Consider the following 21,064-nt stretch of genomic DNA (forward strand, 5'->3'; position numbering starts at 1 on the left):
GGTGAGCGAACGTCAGGTCACTGCCGTCGTCCTGCTGAGCAGGTCGACCACGCTCACGTCCCTGGAGACGACCGCCGCCGCGCTGGCGGCCCAGACCCGACCCCCGAACCGCACCCTGGTGATGGTGCCCGCAGGGCTGTCCGCCCAGGTGCAGGAGGCGGTGCGCCGATTCGCCGACGGATTCGGCCCCGACGCCGTCCACAGCCTCTCCGACACCGTCGGTCGGGCCGGTGCGGTGCGCGAGGCCCTCGAGGTGATCGGGAGCGCCGGCGACGCGGTCGAGACGGTGCACTCGCCGGTGACCACCGAGGGTGGGACGACGGCCCGCTCGTCCGGCTCCCAAGGCGGAAGACGCGCCCGCGACATCGACATGGAGGCCCTGGAGAGGGCCCGCACCCAGGAGGCCGAGAGGCTCGCCCGGGTGCCGGAGCGGCTGCGTCGCCGCCGGCGGGACCCGGGGCGCAGGGCGAGCGGGAGCGACTCATGGCTGTGGTTCCTGACCGAGCAGACGGCACCGGGGAACGACGCCCTGGCGGAGCTGCTGTCCACGGTGGCCGTCTCACCCACCACAGCGGCGGTGGGGCCGAAGCGGCTGCGCCTGCGCGAGGACCTTGAGGGTTCCCCGCCCCGGACCGCCGACGATGCCGACGTCCTGGTCGACGTCGGCCTCACCCTCACCCACAGCGGTCGGATCGTCACCGGCGTCGAACCCGGGGAGATCGACCAGGGACAGTCCGACTGGCGTCAGGACGTGCTCGCGGTGGGGCTGCCCGGGATGCTGGTGCGCGAGCGCACGCTGCGCGAGGTGGGCGGACTGGACCCCGATCTGCCTACCCCCTGGGCCGAGATCGACCTGTGCCACCGCATCTGGAGGGGCGGCGAGCGGGTGGCGGTGCAGTCGGCCGCGCGTGCGCTCGCACCGGTCTCGGACGCATCGCCCCAGCAGCGCCTGCTGGAGCGGCGCACCGGTCAGATGGCGCTGCTGCTCAAGCACCGGTCCTGGCTCCTGGGCCTGCTCACACTGCTGCTCACGCCCCTGGTGACCCTGCTGCGGACGGCCGGGGCGATCGCGGCCTCCGAACCGCGCCGGATCCCGGTGGAGCTGCGCGCCGCGGCACAGGTCATGCGCCGGGCCCCCCGGGTGATGGCCCGCGGTGCGCAGGAGCGCAGGCGCGCCCGGGTCCCCGGTCGTCGTCTCGCACCTCTGTACCTGCCGCCCGGGGAGGGCATCCGACAGAGCGCCGAGAGCGCACTGACCCATCTGTTCGCCGACGACGATCGCAGCCGTCGCGCCCGACTCACCTCCTGGGGCATCGCCGGCACCCGGCACGGGATCGACGATGCGGACTACGGCCGCCACATCGCCTGGACGGTCGCCGTGGCCGTGCTAGCCACCGTCCTGGGAATGATCACCCTGAGGGGACTGTTCGGCCGGGGAGAGCTGACCGGCCCCGCGCTCATCCCCCTACCGGCCTCCTGGGGCGCACTGCGGGAGGCCGCCTGGGCCAGCTGGATCCCGGGAGGACTGGGACAGCGGGGCCCGGCGGATCCCCTGGTCCGGGTGATGGGCCACCTCCCGGTGAGCGGGGCACTGCTGGTGGAGGTGATCGTCTTCTCCGCGGTCCCCGCCTCGGCGCTGCTGGCCTGGTGGGCCGCAGGCGCGATCACCCGCGCCGTCGGAGCGCGCCTCACCCTCACGGTCACCTGGGCGCTGGCCCCCCCGCTGCTGGCCGCGCTCTCCGACGGCGCCTGGCCGCTGCTACTCGTGCACGCACTGCTGCCCCTGCTCGCCCTCAGCATCGGTCGTGCCATCGGCCTGCCCCACAAGGCGGAACGGGCCAGTGTGCCCGCGGCCGCGGCGGGGGGCCTGCTGCTGCTGGTGCTCAGCGCCGTCGCCCCGCTGCTGCTGCTCCTGGCCGCTGTCGCCCTCGCACTGATCGCCCCCTCCGTCCCCGGTCGGCGGCTGCGGCTGCTGTGGGTGCTGGCCCCCTCCCTCGCCCTCCATCTGCCCTACCTCGCCGTGTACATCGGAGATCCACGCCTGCTGCTGGGAGTGGGCGGGGTGCGTCCCCGGCCGGTGACCGCCGAGGCCTGGGACCTGCTGGCGCTGTGGCCCACCGCACCTGCCCTGCGCGGGCACCTTGCGGGATCCCTCGGCCCGGTCGCGGCCCAGCTCCTGCTCATGCTCCCCGTGCTGCCCGTTGCGGTGGGAGCGCTGGTCGCGCCGTTCCTGGCGGGCAGCGCCGGCCGGGCCGGACGTTTCGCTGCCCTTCTCGCCGCACCGACCCTGCTGCTCGTGCTGCTGCTGCAGCACACCCCGATGTTCGTGACCGGTGAGGTGCTCGTGCCCGCCCCCGCGCATGCCCTTCTCAGCACGCTGCTGCTGGCGCTGTGCATCGGCGGCGCCGCCGTCTTCGATGCGCTGGCCCGCCGGGAGGGCGACATCTCCCGCACCCGTCGCGTGTTGACCGGCGGGGTCGGGGCCGTCGTCGCCGCGGTCTGCGCGGTCGCGGTGCTGGGATGGACGGTGGCGCTGCCCTCCTCACTCAGGATCGACCGTGTGGAGGGAGGCCAGGTGCCGGCGGCCGCTGCCGACCAGGGGCGCACCGATGCCCGCGCGCGCGTGCTGGTGCTGCGCCCCGGGGACGACGGTACGGTCCGCGCCGAGGTGGTGGTCCACGGCGGGGACTCCGTGATCCAGCACGCCACCATCGCCTCACTGCGCGGGGCCGATCGCGTGGAGGCCGGCGAGCCGGTGGACTCCGATCCCGGCAGCGAGGCGCTGCGCCGAGCCGTCACCGGCATCCTCGCCCCGGGCGGTGCCGCCGGGCCCACCGATCCGCTCGCCCTCGCCTACGTCATCGTGCCCGGCAGCGCCGAGGACAGCGCGGGCCTGGTGGACACCCTCGATTCCTCCTCCGCCGTGGAGAAGGTCACGCAGAACTCGAGCGGGGGCATGTGGCGCGTGATCGATGCGACGCCCCGTGCCTGGCTCGAGGGGCCGGGACAGCCCCAGCTGATCCCGAGCGGCGTGATCGGTGCTGCGGGGGAGATCACCGCGAGCGAGGAGCCCCGCACCCTCGTGCTGTCCGAGCGCCTCGACTCCCAATGGCGGGCCGACGTGGGCGGCACCGAGCTCGAGCCGGTTCCTGTGGACGACTGGGCACAGGGCTTCGTCGTTCCGGCCGGGGTCGAGGGCCACCTGGTCATCAGTCGAGAGCAGCCCTGGCTGCCGCTGTGGAAGGTGCTCCTGTACGGCGTGACGGGGATCACCGCGCTGATCGCGATCCCGTGGCGCGGGCGCAGTCGGCCAGGGGAGGATTTCCATGTCTGAGCACGATCATCACCCTGTCCCGCTCGACGATCACGTGCCCGGCCACCGGACCGGACGGCTCCGGCCGGTGCTCGCACTGGTGAGCCTGCTGCCGCTGGCAGCTGCCGTCGGGGCACTGGCCATCACCCCTCAGCCAGGGCCCACCACGGTGGAGCGATCCGTGACCAGTGCCGAGGCCGGGGGAGTCCAGCTGTGGTGCCCGGGCCCGCTGGATCCCCCGCAGGAGGCGCTCGGCGCCGGCACCGATGAGGACCTCGCGGTCATCCCGCCCTCACCCGCGGTCGACGTCCGCACCGTCGCACTCGAACCGGCCTCGTCCCTGCTGTTCGGCCGGGTCAGCGGATCCGAGACCCGACTGGAGGAGGACGGCTCCGTGCGCGCTCCCTCCATCACCGCCCTCGGCGCCGACGGGCAGGCCCTGACCGTCCCCACCGTCTCCCGGGACCTCGGGGCCGCCGTGCAGACCGTCACCGGCGCGGAGGACACGCTGCAGGTGCAGACCACGGGCTCCGAGGGCGGTCGCGCCGTCTCCGACACCGTCCAGACCACCGTCACCACCGAGGGTGACTACCGCTCGCTGGCGATGAGCCGCTGCCTGCCCACCGCCACCGATGCGGCGTTCCTGGGGGTGTCCACGCAGCGCGGCGCCAGCTCGCAGCTGGTGCTGAGCAATCCCGGCGACCGCCCCGCCACCGCAGCGGTGCAGGTGTGGACGGCGGACGGTCCTGCGACGATGGCGGGGCGCAGCCAGGTCGTGGTCGCACCTCGCACGGAGCAGCGCATCCTGCTGGAATCCATCGCCCCGGGCCACGACCACGTGGGCGTGCGCGCCGAGGTGATCGGTGCACCGCTGGTGATGCACATGCAGACCACGGAACGGGACGGCCTCACCCCCGGGGGTGCAGAGATCCTGGCGCCCACCAGCGCGCCCGCGCGCGAGCAGATCGTTCCCGGGGTGCGCGTGGAACAGGCCGCCCCCACCCTGGTGCTGGCCAACACCCAGGGCGAGGATGCCACCGCGACCGTCACCGTGATGGGCACCGGTGGGCCTCTGCCCGATGCCGAGCAGGAGGTCACCGTGCCGGCCGGCGCCGTGGTGCCGGTGGCTCTGGACGGCGTGCCCGAGGGGGATCATGCCGTGAGGGTCGACTCTTCGCAGCCGCTGCTGGCCGTGGTCCGATCCGAGACGAGCGGGGCGGACCTGCCCGGGGACACCATCGGTGCCCCCGTCGACTTCGCCCTGGCGGCGCCGGCACCGGAGCTGGGCTCCCATTCCGTCGTGGCCCTGCCCGCGGGGGGACAGGCCGGGCACCTGACCCTGACCGCCACCGAGGACACCGAGGTGACGGTGGCCCCGATCTCCGAGAACGGCGCTGCGGCCGAACCGATCGTGATGCAGATCGCGGCGGAGACCGTGGCCACCGTCCCGACTCAGGACCTCCAGGTCGACGGGGAGCCCGCTGCCGGCGTCACGGTGGTGCCGGAGAGGCCGGGAGTGCTGCACGCCAGCTGGGTGCAGCAGCACGACGACGGCGCCGGCGGCACCCTGCTGGCCACCCTCCCCGTCACGGTGCTGCAGAACACCGACGTCGAGGTCAGCGTGCGACTGTCCGAGTGAGGGCTCGCACGCTCATTGCCCCCACGCCTCCGGGTCCACGTCCTCCGGCGCGATGGCCAGCATCGACCCCACCTGCTCCGACAGCACCTGGCGCACCAGCAGATCGAGGTCCTGCTCGGTCGAGCAGCGGGTCTGGATCGGCAGCCGGTACAGGATGATGCGCGGCGGGTGCTCCCGGGTGGAGGGCAGGGCACGACCCAGCAGCACCGAGGCGTCCTCCCAGGGAGCTGGATCGGCGGGCGGCACCTCCTCGACCACGACGCGCAGATGGGCGAGTCGGCGCGGGAACCGCTCGATCAGGGAGGCGGCGGCGTCGGTGACGGTGTCGTCGAAGCGCTCGCGCCGCGTGCGATGGCCGGGCAGGTGCGGGGGGATCAGGTCCCAGCGCCTGCCGCGCCCCCGGCGATCACGCCGGCGCAGGCCGGGTCTCGGGGCGGGAGGCGGGGTGAGCCCGGACGCATCCATGCCCGCACTCTATCGGGGAGCGCACGGGGTGCTGTGCACCGGGCGCGCCGTCCACCAGGAGGCCTTCTGCCTGCGTACACTCCTTGCTGTGCCAGCCCGTGAATGCTCCCGCACCGCCTGCTCCCTGCCCGCGGTGAGCACATTGACCTTCGTGTACGAGGACGCCACGGCAGTGCTGGGGCCGCTCTCCCGCAGCAGCGAGCCGCACGCCTACGACCTGTGCCGCGAGCACGCCTCCCGGCTCACCGCCCCGCGGGGATGGGAACTGCTGCGGGTGGCCGGCGCATCGGAGGTCAGCGACGACCTGGTCGCCCTCGCCGATGCCGTGAAGCCGCCGCGCAGCACGCAGACACCCGCCGACGCCGGGACGGCGTCACGGACGCAGCCCGCCCCGGTGCGAGAACCAGCTCGCCATCTCCACGTCCTCAGGAGCCCCCATGACTGACAGCCGACCGGCGGACCTCTCACCGATCGTCAAGGCGTACGACGTGCGCGGTGAGGCCGGCACGCAGCTGACGGCCGAGGTGGCCCGCGCGCTCGGCGCCGCCTTCGCGGACTTCCTGCAGAGCTCTCCGGGCGGCGGCGACATGATCGTCGCCCACGACATGCGGGTCTCCTCCCCGGAGCTGGCGCGCGCCTTCGTGGACGGAGCCGTGCGTCGAGGAGCCACCGTGGGGGAGGCCGGGCTGTCCTCCACCGATCAGCTGTACTGCGCCTCGGGCCTGCATCGTGCCGCCGGGGCGATGATCACCGCCAGCCACAACCCTGCCCAGGACAACGGGCTGAAGCTGTGCCTGCCCGGTGCCCGACCCATCAGCCGCGACACCGGCCTTGCGAGCATGCGGGCCGCAGCCGAGGCCTACCTCGATTCCGGAGAGATCCCGGAGATCCCGGGCGGGGTCTCACAGCCCCTGGACACCCTGGCCGACTACGTCGACACCGTGCTGGGGCTGGTCCCGATCCCCGAGGGCCGACGACTGCGCGTGGTGGTGGACGCCGCCAATGCCATGGCCGGGCTGACCGTTCCCGCAGTGGCGGAGCGGCTGGGCCGGATCGACCTGGTTCCGCTGCACTTCGAGCTCGACGGCACCTTCCCCCACCACCCGGCGGATCCGCTGGACCCCACCAACCTCGAGGACCTGCGGGAGGCCGTGCTGAGCGAGGGGGCCGATCTCGGCTTCGCCTTCGACGGCGATGCCGACCGGTGCGTGGTCCTGGACGAGACCGGTGCCCTGGTGTCCCCCTCGGCGATCACCGCCCTGATCGCCCAGCGCGAGATAGCCCGAGCGCGAGCCGCCGGGGAGGAGCACCCGGCCGTGGTCGCGAACCTGGTCTCCTCCCGGCACGTGGCCGAGACCATCCGGGCCGCCGGCGGCACGCACGTGCGCTCCCGGGTCGGCCATTCCCTGATCAAGGCGCTGATGGCCGAGCACTGCGCCGTCTTCGGCGGTGAGCACTCCGCGCACTACTACTTCCGGGACTTCTTCCACGCGGACTCCGGGATGCTCGCGGCCCTGCACGTGATCGCCGCCCTGGCGGAGAGCGAGTTCTCCCTGTCGACCCTGGTGGCGTCCCACGATCCCTATGCCAGCAGCGGGGAGATCAACTCCCGGGTGGACGATGCCGAGCAGTCGCGCGCGACCGTGCGCGCACACGCGGAGCGGATCCCGGGGGCCACGTGCGACGACCTGGACGGCCTGACAGTGGAGCACTGGGACGCCGAGGCCCCTGCGGAGGAGCGCTGGTGGTTCTCCCTGCGATCCTCCAACACCGAGCCGCTGCTGCGCCTGAACGTCGAGGCGGAGCTGGAGACCACGATGATCCGGGTGCGGGACGAGATCCTGGCGCTGGTGCGCCAGCAGCCGGTGGTGAGCCTGCAGCCCGTCGACGTTGAGCTGCCGCACCTGGCCCCGGCCGGGGCCAGCGGTGCCGATGTGCCTGCGTGGGTCCGCGAACGACTGCGCTGCCCCGACTGCACGGGCTCCCTGCGCGATGTCGATGCGGGCCTCCAGTGCGCGTCCTGTGGACGGATCCACCCGGTCGAGGGTGGGATCCCGGTGCTGATCGCCGGTCGCACCGAGGCACCGATCGCCTGAACGGCCGGTGCCGATCCGCCTCAGGCGGTGAACGGCGCCGTGCGCACCTCAGCGGACAGCTCGCGCTGCGCCGCGACAGCTCGCCGCAGCCTCTCCTCGTCGCGTCGGGACCTCTCCGACACCACCGCGGCCAGGAACGCCTCCGGATCGGTGCCCGGGGGAGGAGCCGGTGCCACGAACGGGAGCGTGCGCTGCAGCAGGTCGCGGGACAGCTGCTGACGCGACCGGGGATGGATGCGCTCGGCTCGGGGCAGGAACGAGCGGATGTCCTGCACCAGCGCCACCGGGAGCCGCCCCACATCGGCCCCCGCCGCCCAGGGACGCAGTTCCTCCGGCAGCTCGATGCGCTGCGAACGCGGAGCGGACATGCGCTCCTGGATCACCACGGTGCCCGCCAGCAGGTCCCCGATCCGACGCGACTTGCGATCGAGCACCGAGCAGGTCAGGGCCACCGCACCGGCCGTCCCCCAGATCTCGAACATGGCCGTCACGGCTCGCAGCACGCTCTGACGCACATGGACCGGCCCGCCGTCCTCCCGCACCACGCGGGTGCCCGTGACCAGTCGCCCCACGGAGCGGCCACGCAGCAGCATCTCGCACAGCACCGGGTAGCCCACGTACGCGGTCACGCTCATGACGAGCGTCCCGGCGGCGAAGAACCCCTCGTCGGCATCCAGGGCCGCCATCACCCACACCGCGCCGACGATCCCGCCCACCAGGATCGCCAGCTGGATGGCGCCGTCGATCGACGCCGACAGCATGCGCACGGCGAAGGAGGCGGTGCGCAGGTCCAGCAGCACCGCCTCACCGGTGACCAGGGACTCCCTGTCGTCCCGTGCCAGTGACGCGGAACCGGCATCGCTCGGTGCGGAGATCGTCGACATGCCTCCATCCTGGCAGGCCGTCGGCGCCTGCGAGAGTGTCCACGGTCTGCTTCCGGCAGGTCGGAGTTCGACTTTCGTCGGCGGCGCGGAAGCATGCTGCGTGCCTACCCTGGGGACGTGGACACCGATGCCTTCGTCTCCGTGCACAGCCCCCAGTGGGAGCGGCTGGCCGAGCTCACCCGCACCCGCCGGCTCGATGCCGAGGGGATCGACGAGCTGGTGTCCCTCTACCAGGCTGCGGCCACGCACCTGTCCACGGTGCGCTCCACGAACCCGGACCCGGCCCTGACCGCGCGCCTCTCGCTGCTGGTGCACCGGGCGCGCCTGCGGATCACCGGGGCCCGCACGCCGCTGTGGAAGCATGCCCGCACCTTCTTCTGGGAGGACCTGCCGGCCGCCCTGTTCCAGGCGCGGTGGGCGGTGGCACTGGCCGCTGCGATCTTCCTCGGGGCCACGGTGGTGTGCGGCCTCTACTTCGGGCTCGATCCGGTGGCCCGGGGACTGGTGCTGCCGGAGGCCGCGCAGCGCTCCCTCGCCCAGCGCGATTTCGTCGAGTACTACTTCCAGGGGGACGCCTCCGGGTTCGCCGCCAACGTGTGGACCAACAACGCGTGGATCACGGTCCAGGCCGTCGTGCTGGGGGTGACGGGCTTCTGGCCGGTGATGATGCTGCTGCAGAACGGCCTGAACGTGGGGCTGATGGCCGGGGTGATGGGGGCCTACGGGGGCCTGGGCACCTTCTTCGTGTACATCCTCCCGCACGGACTGCTGGAGCTGACCTGCGTGGTGGTGGGTGCCGGTGCAGGACTGCGCACCTTCTGGGCGTGGATCCGCCCCGGGGAGCTGCCTCGGCTGTGGGCGCTGTCGCGGGCGGCACGCTCGCTGGTGACGGTCGCGATCGGGCTGGTGCCGGTGCTGCTGGTCTCCGGGTTCATCGAGGCGTTCGTGACCCCCAGCGGGCTGTCCCCGGTGGTGCGCATCGCGATCGGTGCCCTCGCCTGGCTGGCCTTCCTCGCCTTCATGCTGGTGCGCGGCAGGCAGGTGCACCGCTGCGGGATCACCGGGGACCTCTCCGAGGAGATGGTGGGCGACCACGTCGCCACCGCGGGCTGAGCAGTCGACCGGATCGATGGGAGTGGATGCTCGCCGCCGATCCGGCCTGGTGGCAGGGTCACCCCGACCCGCCACGTCCCCGCTGCGGGGTGGCCGGGTCCCCATCGGGCGGGGTGCCGCCTACAGCCGCCCGGCCGCCTTCAGCGCGAGGTAGCAGTCGGCCAGAGCCCGTGGTGCCCTCTCCGGCGGCGCATCCACCACATGCGCCCCCACCCGCTCCAAGGCCCGCGCCACTCCGGAGCGGCGGATCCTGTCCTGCTCGGCGGCCGCCGCCCGGTACACGGTCTCCAGGTCCCCGCGCCCCGCGGCCAGAGCATCCAGGGCGGGATCGGCGACCGACAGCACCACCAGCGGATGGTCGCGTCCGATGCGCGCGGCGACCGGCAGCAGTCCCGTGTCCACCACGGAGGCGTCCACCGGCGTCACCAGCACCACCAGTGCTCCCTTGCGGGCACGGTCCCGAATCGCGCCGGCTGCGAGCTCCCAGTCCGTCTCCACCAGGGCAGGGTGCACGGCGGCGGTGGAGCGCACCATGTCGTTGAGCACCGTGGTGCGGCTGGAGCCCACCACGGACACGTGGGGGATGCGGTCGATGCACAGCAGATCAACGCGGTCCCCGGCGTGCCCTGCCAGCGCGGTCAGCAGCAGAGCCGCATCGAAGGCGGCGTCCAGGCGGGGCGCGTCACCCAGGCGGCTGGCGGAGGTGCGGGAGGTGTCCACCACGATCAGCACGTGCCGGTCCCGCTCGGGGCGCCAGGTGCGCACCACCACGCTGCGGCGGCGCGCAGTGGCCCGCCAGTCGATCGAACGCACGTCGTCGCCGTCCACGAAGTCGCGCAGCGAGTCGAACTCGGTGCCCTGACCGCGCTGATGGATCGCGGCCAGCCCCTCGATCTCCCGCAGCCGTCGCACCCGGGAGGGGAGGTGGCGGCGGGAGGCGAAGGGATGCAGCGCCAGCAGTCGACCCGGCGCGTCCACGGCTGCGGTGCGGCGGGCCAGCCCGAGCGGACCGCGGGAGGCCAACAGCAGCGTCCGCGAGGAGTGCTGGCCCCTGCGCGTGGGCCGGTACACCTGGGCGACGGCCCGCCTCTCCCGCGGCGGCACCCGCAGCGTGGAGCGCTGCTGCACCAGACCGGCCGTCGGGTTCCAGGCATCCCGGATCTCCAGGTCCGCGGGGCGGGAGGTCGGATTGGCAACCAGCACCCGCCCGCCGGCCTCCCCGCCCAGCCTGACCTGCCCCGGTGCGTCCCTCTGCACGGTCAGCGCGCGGGGGGAAGGGGCCAGGAAGGCATCGATCAGCACCACCAGCAGCCATGCCGCCGCCAGCAGCAGCACGGTCCACCAGGCGGGCCACAGCACCAGCACCGGCAGTCCCAACAGGGTCACCAGTGCGGCACGCGGGGTGATGGAGATCCTCATTCCACTGCCTCTCAGCGCGGCACGGGCACCGAGGCCAGTGTCGCGGCCAGGACCGCCTCCACCTGGGAGCCCTCCAGCTCCGCCTCGGTGGTCAGGCGCACCCGGTGCGCGAGGGTGGACGGAGCCATGATCTTCACGTCGTCGGGGGTGATGAAGTCCCGGCCCGAGAGGTACGCCCAGGCACGGGACGTGCGCAGCAGCGCGATCGCACCGCGCGGCGAGACCCCCAAGGCCAGGCTCGGCGAGCGGCGGGTGGCGCGGCAGACGTCCACGATGTACTGCACCACCGGATCCTCTGCCGCCACCGTGGCCACATCCCGTTGGGCGCGTTCGAGTGCGGCCACGTCCACCACCGGGCGCAGCCCCATGGCGCCGAGGTCCGTGGTGTCGAAGCCGTCGGCGTGACGCCGCAGCACGTCCACCTCGACCTCGCGCTCCGGCAGCGGCATCACCGCCTTGAGCAGGAAGCGGTCCAGCTGGGCCTCCGGCAGCGTGTACGTGCCGTCGAACTCGATGGGGTTCTGAGTGGCGATCACCAGGAAGGGGTCCGGCAGCGGGTGCGGCATGCCGTCCACGGTGACCTGGCGCTCCTCCATGGCCTCCAGCAGTGCGGACTGGGTCTTGGGAGGGGTGCGGTTGATCTCGTCCGCCAGCAGCAGGTTGGTGAACACCGGGCCCTCCCGGAACACCAGGTCGCTGGTGGAGGCGTCGTAGACGAGGGAGCCGGTGATGTCGCCGGGCATCAGGTCCGGGGTGAACTGCACGCGGCGCATGCGCACGTCCAGCGCTGCGGCCAGGGAGCGCACCAGCAGGGTCTTGGCCACACCGGGAACTCCTTCCAGCAGCACGTGGCCGCGGCACAGCAGGGCCACCACCAGGCTGGTGACCGCGGCGTCCTGGCCCACCACCCCCTTGTGGATCTCGTCAGCGAGTCCCTGGAGCTGCTCGCGGGTGCCGCGGTCGACATCGGGCCCGGTGGGCGCGGTGGGGCCCTCGGCCCCGGGCGGGACGGCGGCCTGGCTGGAACCGTTCATCGGTCGATCTCCTTCTCGAGTCGGTCGAGGTCGTGGGCGAGCTGCACCAGGGCCTGGTCACTGCTCACGGGCGTGGGTCCGAGCAGGGAGCGGATCTGCTCCGGGGACTGCTCCAGATGCGGGGTGAGGGCGGCGACCAGGGCGTCCAGCGACTCCTCGTGGCGGATGCCGAGCCGGTCGGCGAGGCGTCTCGCGGCAGCGGCGCGCAGGGAGGCCGCGGCCGCATCCCGGGACTGCGACTGCTGCAGCAGCCGTGCGCGCCCCAGCACCAGCTCCTGGGGCCGCACCGTCACCGGCAGCGGCTCCACCACCACCGGCCCGAAGCGTCGTCCCAGTGCCAGCAGGGCGACCAGCGCTGACAGCAGCAGCCACAGCGCCAGCGAGGTGGCCCAGTCGGGCAGATAGTCCAGCAGGTCCGGTCCGGTGGCGGCCATCGGATCAGCGGGGGAGGGGATGTACCAGGTCAGTTCATCGGCGGAACCGAGAGCGTTGAGCACCAGGGCGGAGTTGTCCGCCTGCCCGATGCCGTCGTTGGTCAGCAGATCGGGGGAGCCCAGCACCACCAGCCGATCGTGCACGGCCACCAGCGACCCCGCCCCGGAGGCGAAGCAGCCGGCTGCCTGCCCGGAGGTGCGGTAGGTGGTGGCCGGTCCCACCAGCCCTTCATCGCCGGGCACGTGGACCTGGCGTGCACCGAAGGCGGCATCGCAGTCAGGGCCGGCATCGATCAGGGTGGGCGTGCGCACGGTCCCCGCCGGGGAGATCAGCGGGGTGAGGTATCCCAGGGTGACGAAGTCCGGCTGGACCAGCACCAGAGTGCCGGCCGACTCCTCCAGGGAGGTGGCCAGGGCCTCCAGCTGCGCGCCGGAGAGCAGGCCGGGGTCCGTGACCAGCACGGTGCGGCCCTCGGACAGATCCTCGACCGCATCGGCGGTGTGCCGATGGGTGTCGACCTGGACCCCCAGGTCCACGAGCACGCTGACCGCGGCCCGGGATCCCTGTCCCGTCGGCGCGTCGGGCTCGAGCGGGCCGTCCCGGTAGTAGCCGCGGGCCACGGCGGCCAGGACCGCCGCCACCACGGCGAGCACGATCAGCACCACCAGCCATCGGGGCCGACGATCGGCGGAGCTGTTCATCCGGCGGCCCTCGGGCTCTCGGTGAGGTCCGGGCTGGACTCCGCGATGTACTCGGTCAGCCGCACCAGGTCCTCGGCCTGCTTGGCGCTGACGGAGCGGTAGGAGTAGGCGGCGGTGTCGAAGGCCTGGGCACCGAGCTGGAGGCGTCCCCGCAGTTCGGGGAACGGTACGGAGGCTCCCTCGGCGGCCTCGTGCGCCGTCATCCCCGCGGTGACGTCCAGCAGGGTGCGGTCCTCGAGATCGCGCACCAGGGCGCGCATGGCCAGCACTGCCGCATCGTCGCGCCGCCCCGCTGCGACGGCGTCGCGGGCCGCTGACCGCAGCTCGGCGGCGCTGAGCACGTCCGGGGTGTCCAGTGCCGTCTCCACCGTCAGCGTGGCGCTGCGCCGGATCAGCCCGGTGCGGCGCAACACGAGCACCGTCACCCCCAGCGCCAGCGCGATCAGCAGGACGAACAGGCCGGCCTGGGCGGCGGAGGAGCCGTCGATGCCCTTCACGATCTCCGTCAGCCAGGACTCGATCGTCTCGAGCAGCCACTGCACGAAACCGGGGGAGTCGTCGTACTCGGCCTTCGACAGCTCCTCGAGCATCCGGCGGCGCGCCTCGTCAGGGTCGATCCCCGGTGGGGCCAGGGGGATCATGGGAGCTGCCCCGCGTTCCAGCTGTCACGGGCATGGCGGTTCAGTTCGATGTCCCAGGCCTCGTGCCGCATCCGGTTGTCGGCGTAGATCGCCGCGGTGCCGGCGGAGAGGTAGGGGGCCAGCAGGAAGGTCGCGACGTAGGCACCGATCATGGACAGCACGGTCAGCACGATCACGCCCAGCACGATCGCCTCGAGGTTGGACAGCAGCAGGATCGCCACGTAGGCGACGAACCCCACCACGCCGAAGACTCCGCTCAGCACCTGCACGGCGACGTAGTACAGCACCGTCAGCAGGACGCCCAGGCCCAGCACCCGCCACATGCGGCGCCCGGCGGTCAGCGCGAAGGAGCGACGCACAGCCCCGAGGATCCCGGTCCCTTCGACCACCAGTGCGGGGATGGCGAGCAGGGTGCGAGCGTAGAGCCACACTGCCGCGACGAGGGCGACGACGAGGCCCAGCACCAGAGCGAGGATCGTGATCACATTGGCCTCCTGCCACACCAGCAGAGGCACCAGACCCAGGGTCGTGGGGACCACGGCCGCGACGGTGATCAGCAGCCCCACCAGGGCGGAGACCCCGACCGCGGGCAGCGCCAGTCGTCGCAGGGTGGGCCACAGCTCGGAGTCGGCCAGGGGCTCGCCCGTGGCCTCCCCGATGGCGACTCGCGTGAGGACGGCGGTGACCATGGCGGCGGCGATCATGGAGACCACGCCGGTCACCAGCGAGACCCCCAGCGTGCTCAGCGCCTCGGACAGGGACATCACCGAGAACGCCCCGGGATCGCTCGCCTGCGGGTCCTCGAGCATGGTGCGGGTCTCGCCGATCAGCGGCACCATGCTGGCTCCGGTGAGCACCGTGATCAGCACGTACGCGATGCCGTGAACGGCTGCGGAGACCAGCAGCATGGCCTTGGCCCGACGACGGTAGATGCGCACCGCCGCTCCCAGCACCTCACCGACCGACAGCGGCCGCAGGGGGAACAGGGGCGCCTGCTGCACCAGTTCCCGCCGCAGCGGGCCAGCCGGGCCGTCTGCGGGCCCCTGAGTGCTCGTGGGGTCCGGGATCGGGGGCGCACCGAAGCCGTCCGGGTGCGTCCCCGGCTCCTGGCCCTGCGGGACGCTGCTGGTCCCGGGTGCGGTCCATCCCGTGCTCATCCCGACCTCCGTCGTCCTGGACCCCACCGGGTGCTGCCGGGTGAACCGGGGAGCCTGCCGTGGTGGTCCTGCTCGTGGTGATGCTGGTGATCCTGTGCTGCTGTGATGCTGGGTGCCCACGCTACGCACTCCGCGTGCCCGGCCCGATCCGACGAACGTCGATGACCTCGTGTCGTGGGTCCATCCCGGTCCCGCTGCTGGGTGGCACAATGACCCCATGACGACGCCTTCACGGATCCTCGTGGTCGATGACGATCAGGCGATCGCCGAAATGGTCGGGATCGTTCTGCGCGGCAAGGGGTACGAGGTGATCACCTTCCCCGACGGCGCCTCCGCACTAGAGGCGTTCGCGCGCGTGCGGCCCGACGTGGTCCTGCTGGACCTGATGCTGCCGGGGATGGACGGCATCGAGGTGTGCCGCAGGCTGCGCGCCGGGAGCGGGGTGCCGATCATCATGCTCACCGCCCGCACCGACACCGCCGACGTGGTCGAGGGGCTCGAGGCCGGGGCCGACGACTACCTCACCAAGCCGTTCGAGCCGGAGGAGCTGGTAGCGAGGATCAAGGCGCGCGTGCGGCGCTCCGAGGTCCCCACCACGGAGAAGCTCACCATTGGTGACCTCGAGATCGACGTGGACGGGCACGAGGTGTTCCGCGGGGGTGAGCCGATCTCCCTCACCCCCCTCGAGTTCGACCTGCTCACCCAGCTGGCCCGCAAGCCCTGGCAGGTGTTCACCAGGGACGTGCTGCTGCGGGAGGTGTGGGGCTACCGGCACAGTGCCGACACCCGCCTGGTCAACGTCCACGTGCAGCGCCTGCGCTCCAAGATCGAGCACGATCCGGAGAACCCCCGGATCGTGGTGACCGTGCGCGGGGTGGGCTATCGGGCAGGTGGGCCGTCCTGAGCCGGCCCGCGCAGCCGTGACCGCCCCGGGCCGCGGCGAGAGTGGGCCCGGCGCCGCCCTTCATCGCATCCTTCCGGGGCACTGGCCGCTCGCCCTGCGCGTGGTGGTGGTGACCACTCTGCTGGCGAGCGTGTCCATCCTGACGGTGGGCGCGTACCTGTCGTCCGTGATCGCCGACGGCCTGTACGAGCAGCGTCGGGACCGGGTGCTGGAGGAGTCCCAGGACATCCGTGATGCGCTGGTCTCGGACCTGGATCAGCTCACCGGTGCCACCGGAACTCAGCAGCAGGACGCGGCCACCGCCTTCGTGCAGGAAGTGCGGGGCCAGAACGGCGCATCCCGCCGGGAGGCGGCACTGGTCCCGGTGGAGACCACCGGCATGGTGTGGTCGGTGTACTCGGACCGTTCGCTGTCCGAGGTCGTGGATCCCGAGTTCGCGCGAGCAGTCGCCGCGCAGCCCGACTCGCTGGTGTGGACGTCCATCGCGCTGTCGGGCCCCACCGAGGAGGTCGAGCCCGCTCTGCTGGTGGGCACTCGCGTGGCGGTGGCCGGGAGCGGCTCCTACGACCTGTACCTGGTGTACTCCCTGCAGGACGAACAGCAGACCCTCGCCTTCGTGCAGCGCGTGGTGCTGGGCGGCGGTGCCGTGCTGCTCGCCCTCGTGGTGGGCATCGCCGTGGTGGTGGCACAGCTGGTCACCACCCCTTTGAAGAAAGCGGCACGGGCGGCCGAGCGCCTGGCCGCCGGAGACCTCACCAGCCGCGTCGAGGTCTCCGGGGCCGATGAGCTGGCCCGGGTGGGGGAGTCGTTCAACGACATGGCTCGGAGCCTGGAGCAGAAGGTCGAGGACCTCACCGAGCTCTCCCGGGTCCAGCAGCGCTTCGTGGCCGACGTCTCCCACGAGCTGCGCACCCCGCTGACCACGATCCGCATGGCGTCCTCCGTGCTCGACGACCAGCGGGAATCGCTGCCGGAGGGTCTGCACCGCACGGTCGAGCTGCTCTCGACGCAGGTCACCCGCTTCGAGCTGCTGCTCACCGAGCTGCTGGAGATCTCCCGGTTCGATGCCGGGGCGGCCGTGCTCGAGGCGAACCGCGAGGACCTGGACGAGCTGGTGATGCGCGCAGTGGACGACGTGCGCCCCCTTGCTGCAGCCCGCGGATGCCTGCTGGACGTGCGACCTGCCGGGCACGGGATGAGCGCCGTGGTCGATGCCCGGCGGGTGGACCGGATCCTGCGGAACCTGCTGACCAATGCGATCGAGCACGGGGCGGGGCATCCGGTGCTGGTGCAGACGGGATCGGACGAGGATTCGGTGGCCGTGGTGGTCCAGGACCACGGGCGGGGCATCTCCCCGGAGGATGCCCGCCGCGTGTTCGACAGGTTCTGGCGGGCCGACCCCTCTCGTGCCCGCACCCTGGGAGGGACCGGGCTGGGCCTGTCGATCTCTGTGGAGGACGCGCACCTGCACGACGGCTGGCTGCAGGCATGGGGACAGCTGGGCGAGGGAGCCGTCTTCCGCCTCACGCTGCCGCGTCGACCCGGTGGCGCGATCACCCGCTCCCCACTGCGGCTGGAGCGCTCCTTCGACCGCGTGGGAGGGGACCCGCTGCCCACCGCCACCGGTGAGATCCAGATCAGTCCGGACATGCTGCCGGACCTGGACTCGAGCTGGGAGGAGGAGGCGCGATGACCGCGAGCCGCCGGGAGCTGCTGCGCCTCGCCGGTGCCGCCGCGCTGCTCGGCACCGGGAGCGCCTGCGCGCGCATCCCCACCGAGTCCCCCATCAACAGTCGCCCCCTCTCGGGCCGTTCCCGGCCGGGCGCCCCCTACGTGAGGGCGCTGCCACCCCCCGAGGACGCCACTCCCCAGCAGGTCCTCACCGGGTTCGTGCAGGCCGGCGTGGGCACCGAGGACGACTACGCCGTGGCTAGGGAGTACCTCACCCCCGACGCCAGCGCCGCGTGGGATCCGGGAGCCGGCGTGACCGTCTACTCCAGCAGCGATGAGCTGCGGGTGGAGCAGCTGGACAAGGACACCGTCTCCCTCGCGCTGCAGGCCGTGATGCTGGTGGATGCGCAGGGCGTGCGCAGCGTCCTGGCCGGTCCCACCGCCCAGGAGATCACGGTCCACGTCGAGTCCGTTGACGGGCAGTGGCGGATCGCCGATCCGCCACCCGGCATCCACCTCTCGGGGGCCGCGTTCGAGGCGCTGTTCACCCCTGCACGGCTCTACTTCCTGGATCCCCGATCCCTGCACCTGGTCCCTGATCTGCGCTGGTACTCCTCCCACCGGGCTGTTCCGGCGGTTCTCGAAGGCCTCCGCGCCGGGCCCGTGGAGCCGCTGGAGTCGGCCGTGCGCACTCTGGTGCCGTCCAGCGCCGACATGGAGGCGGTGATGGTGACGACGGGAGCTGACGGCGTGGCCGAGGTGACCATACCCGAGGCCGTCCGGCGTCTGGCCAGCGCGCCGCGCGGGCACGCCCTCGCGCAGCTGGAGGCATCCCTGCGGTCCTTGCGGGCGCTGGCGGAGGTCCGTCTGCTCTGGGACGGCACCGATCTGACCGCGCAGGTGGACCGCTCCCTCGCCCGGCCTCTGCCGGGGCATCGCCCGATCGGGGCAGGACCCACCGGGGTGGTCTCGCTCGCCGACGCCGGGGGGAGCGATCAGATGTCCCAGCTGGTCCCGGACCTCGCCGAGACCGTCCTCTCCGCACCGGCGATCAGCCAGGACGGCGTGCTGGCCTGCGCACTGTCACTGGACCGCAGCAGCGTGCTGATGGCCTCGACCGATGGCTCGGTACCGGTGAGGCAGGCCGCTGCCGGTGCGGCCTACGCCGATCCGCGACCCGATGACGCCGGGTACGTCTGGGCCTCGGTCCAGTCGGGCACGGGAGTGCTGCTGGCGATGTCCGCCCAGGGGGCCGAGCACGACGTCAAGGTCGATACCGCCTGGCTGCGAGGACGGGAGGTGCTGGGGCTGGACATCGCCGCCGACGCCACCCGCCTGGCCGTGCTCTCCGCCGATGAGGCAGGGACCCGACTGGATCTGTGCGCGGTGCAGCGCGACGAGGCCGGGGTTCCGGTCTCGGTGTCGGAGCCGGTGGTGGTGCGCACCGGGCTGGTCGACATGGTGCAGGTGGGCTGGTACGACGAGATCGCCCTGACCGTGCTCGGCACGGACCCCATCAGTGAGGAGCTCCGGGCTCAGGTCACCGACCTCGCAACAGGGCACGAGCTGCTCCCGCCGCCGCGACAGGGAACGGTGCGCCTGGCCGGCAGCGTGATCGCGGAGTCCGTGTGGGCCGCCACCGAGGACGGTGCGCTGATGCGCAGCACGGGGGACCGCTGGGCGAGCGTCGATCTCCCGGCCCGGGACCCCGCCTTCTACTGAGAGGTCCTTCCCCGGTGCACCACCGACGGCCGAGCTCAGGTGGGGTTCCTCCCCACGATGCCCTTGTCCCCAGCGTGGCCCGATCCCGCCCGTGAGCACTGCGATCGAGGTGGGATGGGGGCATGGGACACGCGCGGAGTCGGCACCGGGGGGCGGGGATCGCCGTGGCGCGGGCAGTGGGCGAGGTCGCCGCGCAGACGTGCTCACTGCTGGTGCCGCGCGTGTGCCCCTGCGGCAGCGAGGGCAGCTGGCTGTGCCGGGACTGTCGCGCCCTGCTGCAGGGGCCACCGGTGCGGGTGGAGTCCTGCTGCGATGCGCTGCAGCACCTGAGCGCAGCCCGGGTCAGGGAGCGGTCCCGGCTGCTGCCTGCCGGGGTCGACCACCACCCCCTGCTGCCCGTGCTCGCGCTCGGCGAGTACACCGGGGATCTGCAGCGCCTGGTGCTGGCTTGGAAGAACGGTGGCATGCTCCATCTGGGAGCCCCGATCGCGGCCGGTCTCGAACCAGCAGTGAGGCTGCTGGTGGGCACCGGGGGAGCAGGTGGCGGGTCGCGGGTCCCCTTCCTGGTCCCGGTCCCCTCCCGTCTGCGGGCGCGGCTGCGCCGCGGGGAGGACCACACCGCAGAACTGGTCCGCTCCCTGGCGCGCTCGGGGATCGGCAGGCCGCTGCTGCTGCGTGCCGCCCCTACCACCGGGCAGGAGGGCAAGGGGGCGCGGATGCGGCGCACTCGCCGCATCCGCCTGGCAGGCCCGCTCCCGGCGGCGGCACTCCGGGGAGGGCCCGGCTGCGTGATCGTCGATGACGTGGTCACCACCGGATCCACGCTGCGCGCCATGCACGAGACCCTCACCGCAGCGGGGATCCCCGTGATCGGCGCGGTCGTGGTGGCCTCGGCCCGCGTGCCCGGGGATCCGGTGCCGGTGGAGCTCCGGGTCACCCCGGTGGCGCGCCGGTCCACCGATCGTCCGGGCTGATCCATGCAGGACGATCGACCAGGAAAACCGAAGGGAAACATGGCATGCTTGGACCACTCGACATCGCAGCGAGTCCCCTTCGAGAGGAGGTGCGGAACCCAGCCGAGGAGCCATCGCGGCCGGGCTCAGAACGGCCGCACCACCGCTAGGAGGAGTACTTCATGGAGATCAACGTCGTAGGACGCCACATGGACGTCCCGGACCGATTCCGCCGTCATCTCACCGACAAGCTCGACAAGGTCACTCAGCTGGCGCCAACCGCGCTGCGGGTGGACGTCGAGATCTCGCAGGAGAAGAACCCCAGGCAGGCCGAGCTCAGCGATCGCGTGGAGCTCACCGTGCACGACAAGGGCGCAGTGATCAGGTCCGAGGCCCGGGCCGATGATCTCTACGGGGCCCTCGACGTGGCCTACGGGAAGCTCCTGGAGCGGCTGCGCCGCGCACGGGACCGGCGCAAGGACCGCCACCGCGGCCGCGACCGCGCCCACCAGGCCTCCGGGGAGTCCCTGCGCACGATGGTGCCGGACGCCGAGCTGCCCGCCGCTCTGAGGGAGGATGCCGCCCCCGCCGGCCAGGAGGCGCTGGCCTCCGAGGCGGCTGAGCTGGACGCGGATGGGGACAGCCCCATCGTGATCCGCGAGAAGAAGCACCCCGCCGAGCCGATGTCCATCGACGACGCCCTGTACCGCATGGAGCTGGTGGGCCACGACTTCTTCCTGTTCATCGACGAGGAGTCCGGGAACCCGAAGGTGGTCTACCGCCGCAAGGGCTGGAGCTACGGCGTGATCGAGCTGGATCCGCAGCAGGAGGCGGTCGCCGGCTGATGGTCGGCAGCCGCTGAGGGGCGGGGGGGGGGGGGCCCCCCCCCCCCCCCCCCCCCCCCCCCCCCCCCCCGC

General features: G+C 72.6%; 17 protein-coding genes. 10 read left to right on the forward strand and 7 right to left on the reverse strand.

The genetic code is table 11. The features are described from left to right. Position 1 precedes the first annotated feature (1 nt). Together M4D54_RS08010 and M4D54_RS08015 are read left to right on the forward strand one after the other, a co-directional pair. Positions 2 to 3,334 (forward strand): glycosyltransferase family 2 protein, encoded by a 3,333-nt coding sequence (locus M4D54_RS08010; protein ID WP_193864682.1) that lies wholly within the window; start codon positions 2 to 4, stop codon positions 3,332 to 3,334. Next, on the forward strand, positions 3,327 to 4,952 hold the full coding sequence (locus M4D54_RS08015) for a DUF5719 family protein (protein ID WP_193864683.1): 1,626 nt from the start codon (positions 3,327 to 3,329) through the stop codon (positions 4,950 to 4,952). Before M4D54_RS08010 ends, M4D54_RS08015 begins: the two co-directional genes overlap by 8 nt. A gap of 12 nt (positions 4,953 to 4,964) precedes the next feature. On the opposite strand, the gene M4D54_RS08020 is transcribed toward M4D54_RS08015, so the two are convergent. Then, entirely contained in the window at positions 4,965 to 5,417 is a 453-nt protein-coding gene (locus M4D54_RS08020) for a metallopeptidase family protein (protein ID WP_193864684.1), read from the reverse strand. A gap of 133 nt (positions 5,418 to 5,550) precedes the next feature. Here M4D54_RS08020 and M4D54_RS08025 point away from each other — a divergent pair, with 133 nt between their 5' ends. Continuing rightward, positions 5,551 to 5,862 (forward strand): DUF3499 family protein, encoded by a 312-nt coding sequence (locus tag M4D54_RS08025; protein WP_396121480.1) that lies wholly within the window; start codon positions 5,551 to 5,553, stop codon positions 5,860 to 5,862. After that, entirely contained in the window at positions 5,855 to 7,513 is a 1,659-nt protein-coding gene (locus M4D54_RS08030) for a phosphomannomutase/phosphoglucomutase (RefSeq protein WP_259890907.1), read from the forward strand. The genes M4D54_RS08025 and M4D54_RS08030 overlap by 8 nt, the downstream gene beginning before the upstream one ends. Positions 7,514 to 7,533: 20 nt before the next feature. Here the strand turns inward: M4D54_RS08030 and M4D54_RS08035 are convergent, their stop codons facing one another. Further along, a complete protein-coding gene (locus M4D54_RS08035; protein ID WP_193864687.1) occupies positions 7,534 to 8,397 on the reverse strand; it encodes an RDD family protein in 864 nt (287 codons plus the stop codon). A gap of 117 nt (positions 8,398 to 8,514) precedes the next feature. On the opposite strand from M4D54_RS08035, the gene M4D54_RS08040 reads away from it, so the two are divergent. Further along, positions 8,515 to 9,510, forward strand: coding sequence for a stage II sporulation protein M (locus M4D54_RS08040; RefSeq protein WP_259890908.1), 996 nt, complete (start codon positions 8,515 to 8,517; stop codon positions 9,508 to 9,510). A gap of 120 nt (positions 9,511 to 9,630) precedes the next feature. Here the strand turns inward: M4D54_RS08040 and M4D54_RS08045 are convergent, their stop codons facing one another. The 5 genes from M4D54_RS08045 to M4D54_RS08065 are packed head-to-tail and all read right to left on the reverse strand — an operon-like array spanning position 9,631 to position 14,897. Next, entirely contained in the window at positions 9,631 to 10,929 is a 1,299-nt protein-coding gene (locus tag M4D54_RS08045; protein ID WP_259890909.1) for a DUF58 domain-containing protein, read from the reverse strand. A gap of 11 nt (positions 10,930 to 10,940) precedes the next feature. Further along, positions 10,941 to 11,963, reverse strand: a complete 1,023-nt coding sequence (locus tag M4D54_RS08050; protein WP_259890912.1) for a MoxR family ATPase — start codon at positions 11,961 to 11,963, stop codon at positions 10,941 to 10,943. Then, complete coding sequence (locus M4D54_RS08055) at positions 11,960 to 13,099, reverse strand: DUF4350 domain-containing protein (protein ID WP_259890914.1); 1,140 nt, start codon at positions 13,097 to 13,099, stop codon at positions 11,960 to 11,962. Before M4D54_RS08055 ends, M4D54_RS08050 begins: the two co-directional genes overlap by 4 nt. After that, complete coding sequence (locus tag M4D54_RS08060) at positions 13,096 to 13,740, reverse strand: DUF4129 domain-containing protein (RefSeq protein ID WP_259890916.1); 645 nt, start codon at positions 13,738 to 13,740, stop codon at positions 13,096 to 13,098. Before M4D54_RS08060 ends, M4D54_RS08055 begins: the two co-directional genes overlap by 4 nt. Then, the gene (locus M4D54_RS08065) at positions 13,737 to 14,897 is read right to left on the reverse strand and encodes a glycerophosphodiester phosphodiesterase (RefSeq protein ID WP_259890917.1); all 1,161 of its coding nucleotides are present in this window, start codon (positions 14,895 to 14,897) and stop codon (positions 13,737 to 13,739) included. Before M4D54_RS08065 ends, M4D54_RS08060 begins: the two co-directional genes overlap by 4 nt. 217 nt (positions 14,898 to 15,114) lie before the next feature. Between M4D54_RS08065 and mtrA the strand changes: the two genes are divergently transcribed. The 5 genes from mtrA (at position 15,115) to hpf (ending at position 20,992) form a co-directional block, all read left to right on the forward strand. Next, the gene (gene mtrA, locus M4D54_RS08070; RefSeq protein WP_193864692.1) at positions 15,115 to 15,801 is read left to right on the forward strand and encodes an MtrAB system response regulator MtrA; all 687 of its coding nucleotides are present in this window, start codon (positions 15,115 to 15,117) and stop codon (positions 15,799 to 15,801) included. Positions 15,802 to 15,817: 16 nt separating this feature from the next. Further along, a complete protein-coding gene (gene mtrB / locus M4D54_RS08075; protein WP_311199692.1) occupies positions 15,818 to 17,494 on the forward strand; it encodes an MtrAB system histidine kinase MtrB in 1,677 nt (558 codons plus the stop codon). Then, positions 17,491 to 19,194 carry a GerMN domain-containing protein gene (locus tag M4D54_RS08080; protein WP_259890920.1) on the forward strand — a complete coding sequence of 568 codons (1,704 nt, stop codon included), beginning with the start codon at positions 17,491 to 17,493 and terminating at the stop codon, positions 19,192 to 19,194. Before mtrB ends, M4D54_RS08080 begins: the two co-directional genes overlap by 4 nt. Positions 19,195 to 19,316: 122 nt before the next feature. After that, positions 19,317 to 20,168 carry a ComF family protein gene (locus tag M4D54_RS08085; RefSeq protein WP_259890921.1) on the forward strand — a complete coding sequence of 284 codons (852 nt, stop codon included), beginning with the start codon at positions 19,317 to 19,319 and terminating at the stop codon, positions 20,166 to 20,168. Positions 20,169 to 20,329: 161 nt separating this feature from the next. Beyond that, entirely contained in the window at positions 20,330 to 20,992 is a 663-nt protein-coding gene (hpf, locus tag M4D54_RS08090) for a ribosome hibernation-promoting factor, HPF/YfiA family (RefSeq protein ID WP_259890922.1), read from the forward strand. Positions 20,993 to 21,064: the final 72 nt, after the last annotated feature.

The organism is Brachybacterium sp. p3-SID1565 (assembly GCF_025143785.1).
GTDB lineage: Bacteria > Actinomycetota > Actinomycetes > Actinomycetales > Dermabacteraceae > Brachybacterium > Brachybacterium epidermidis.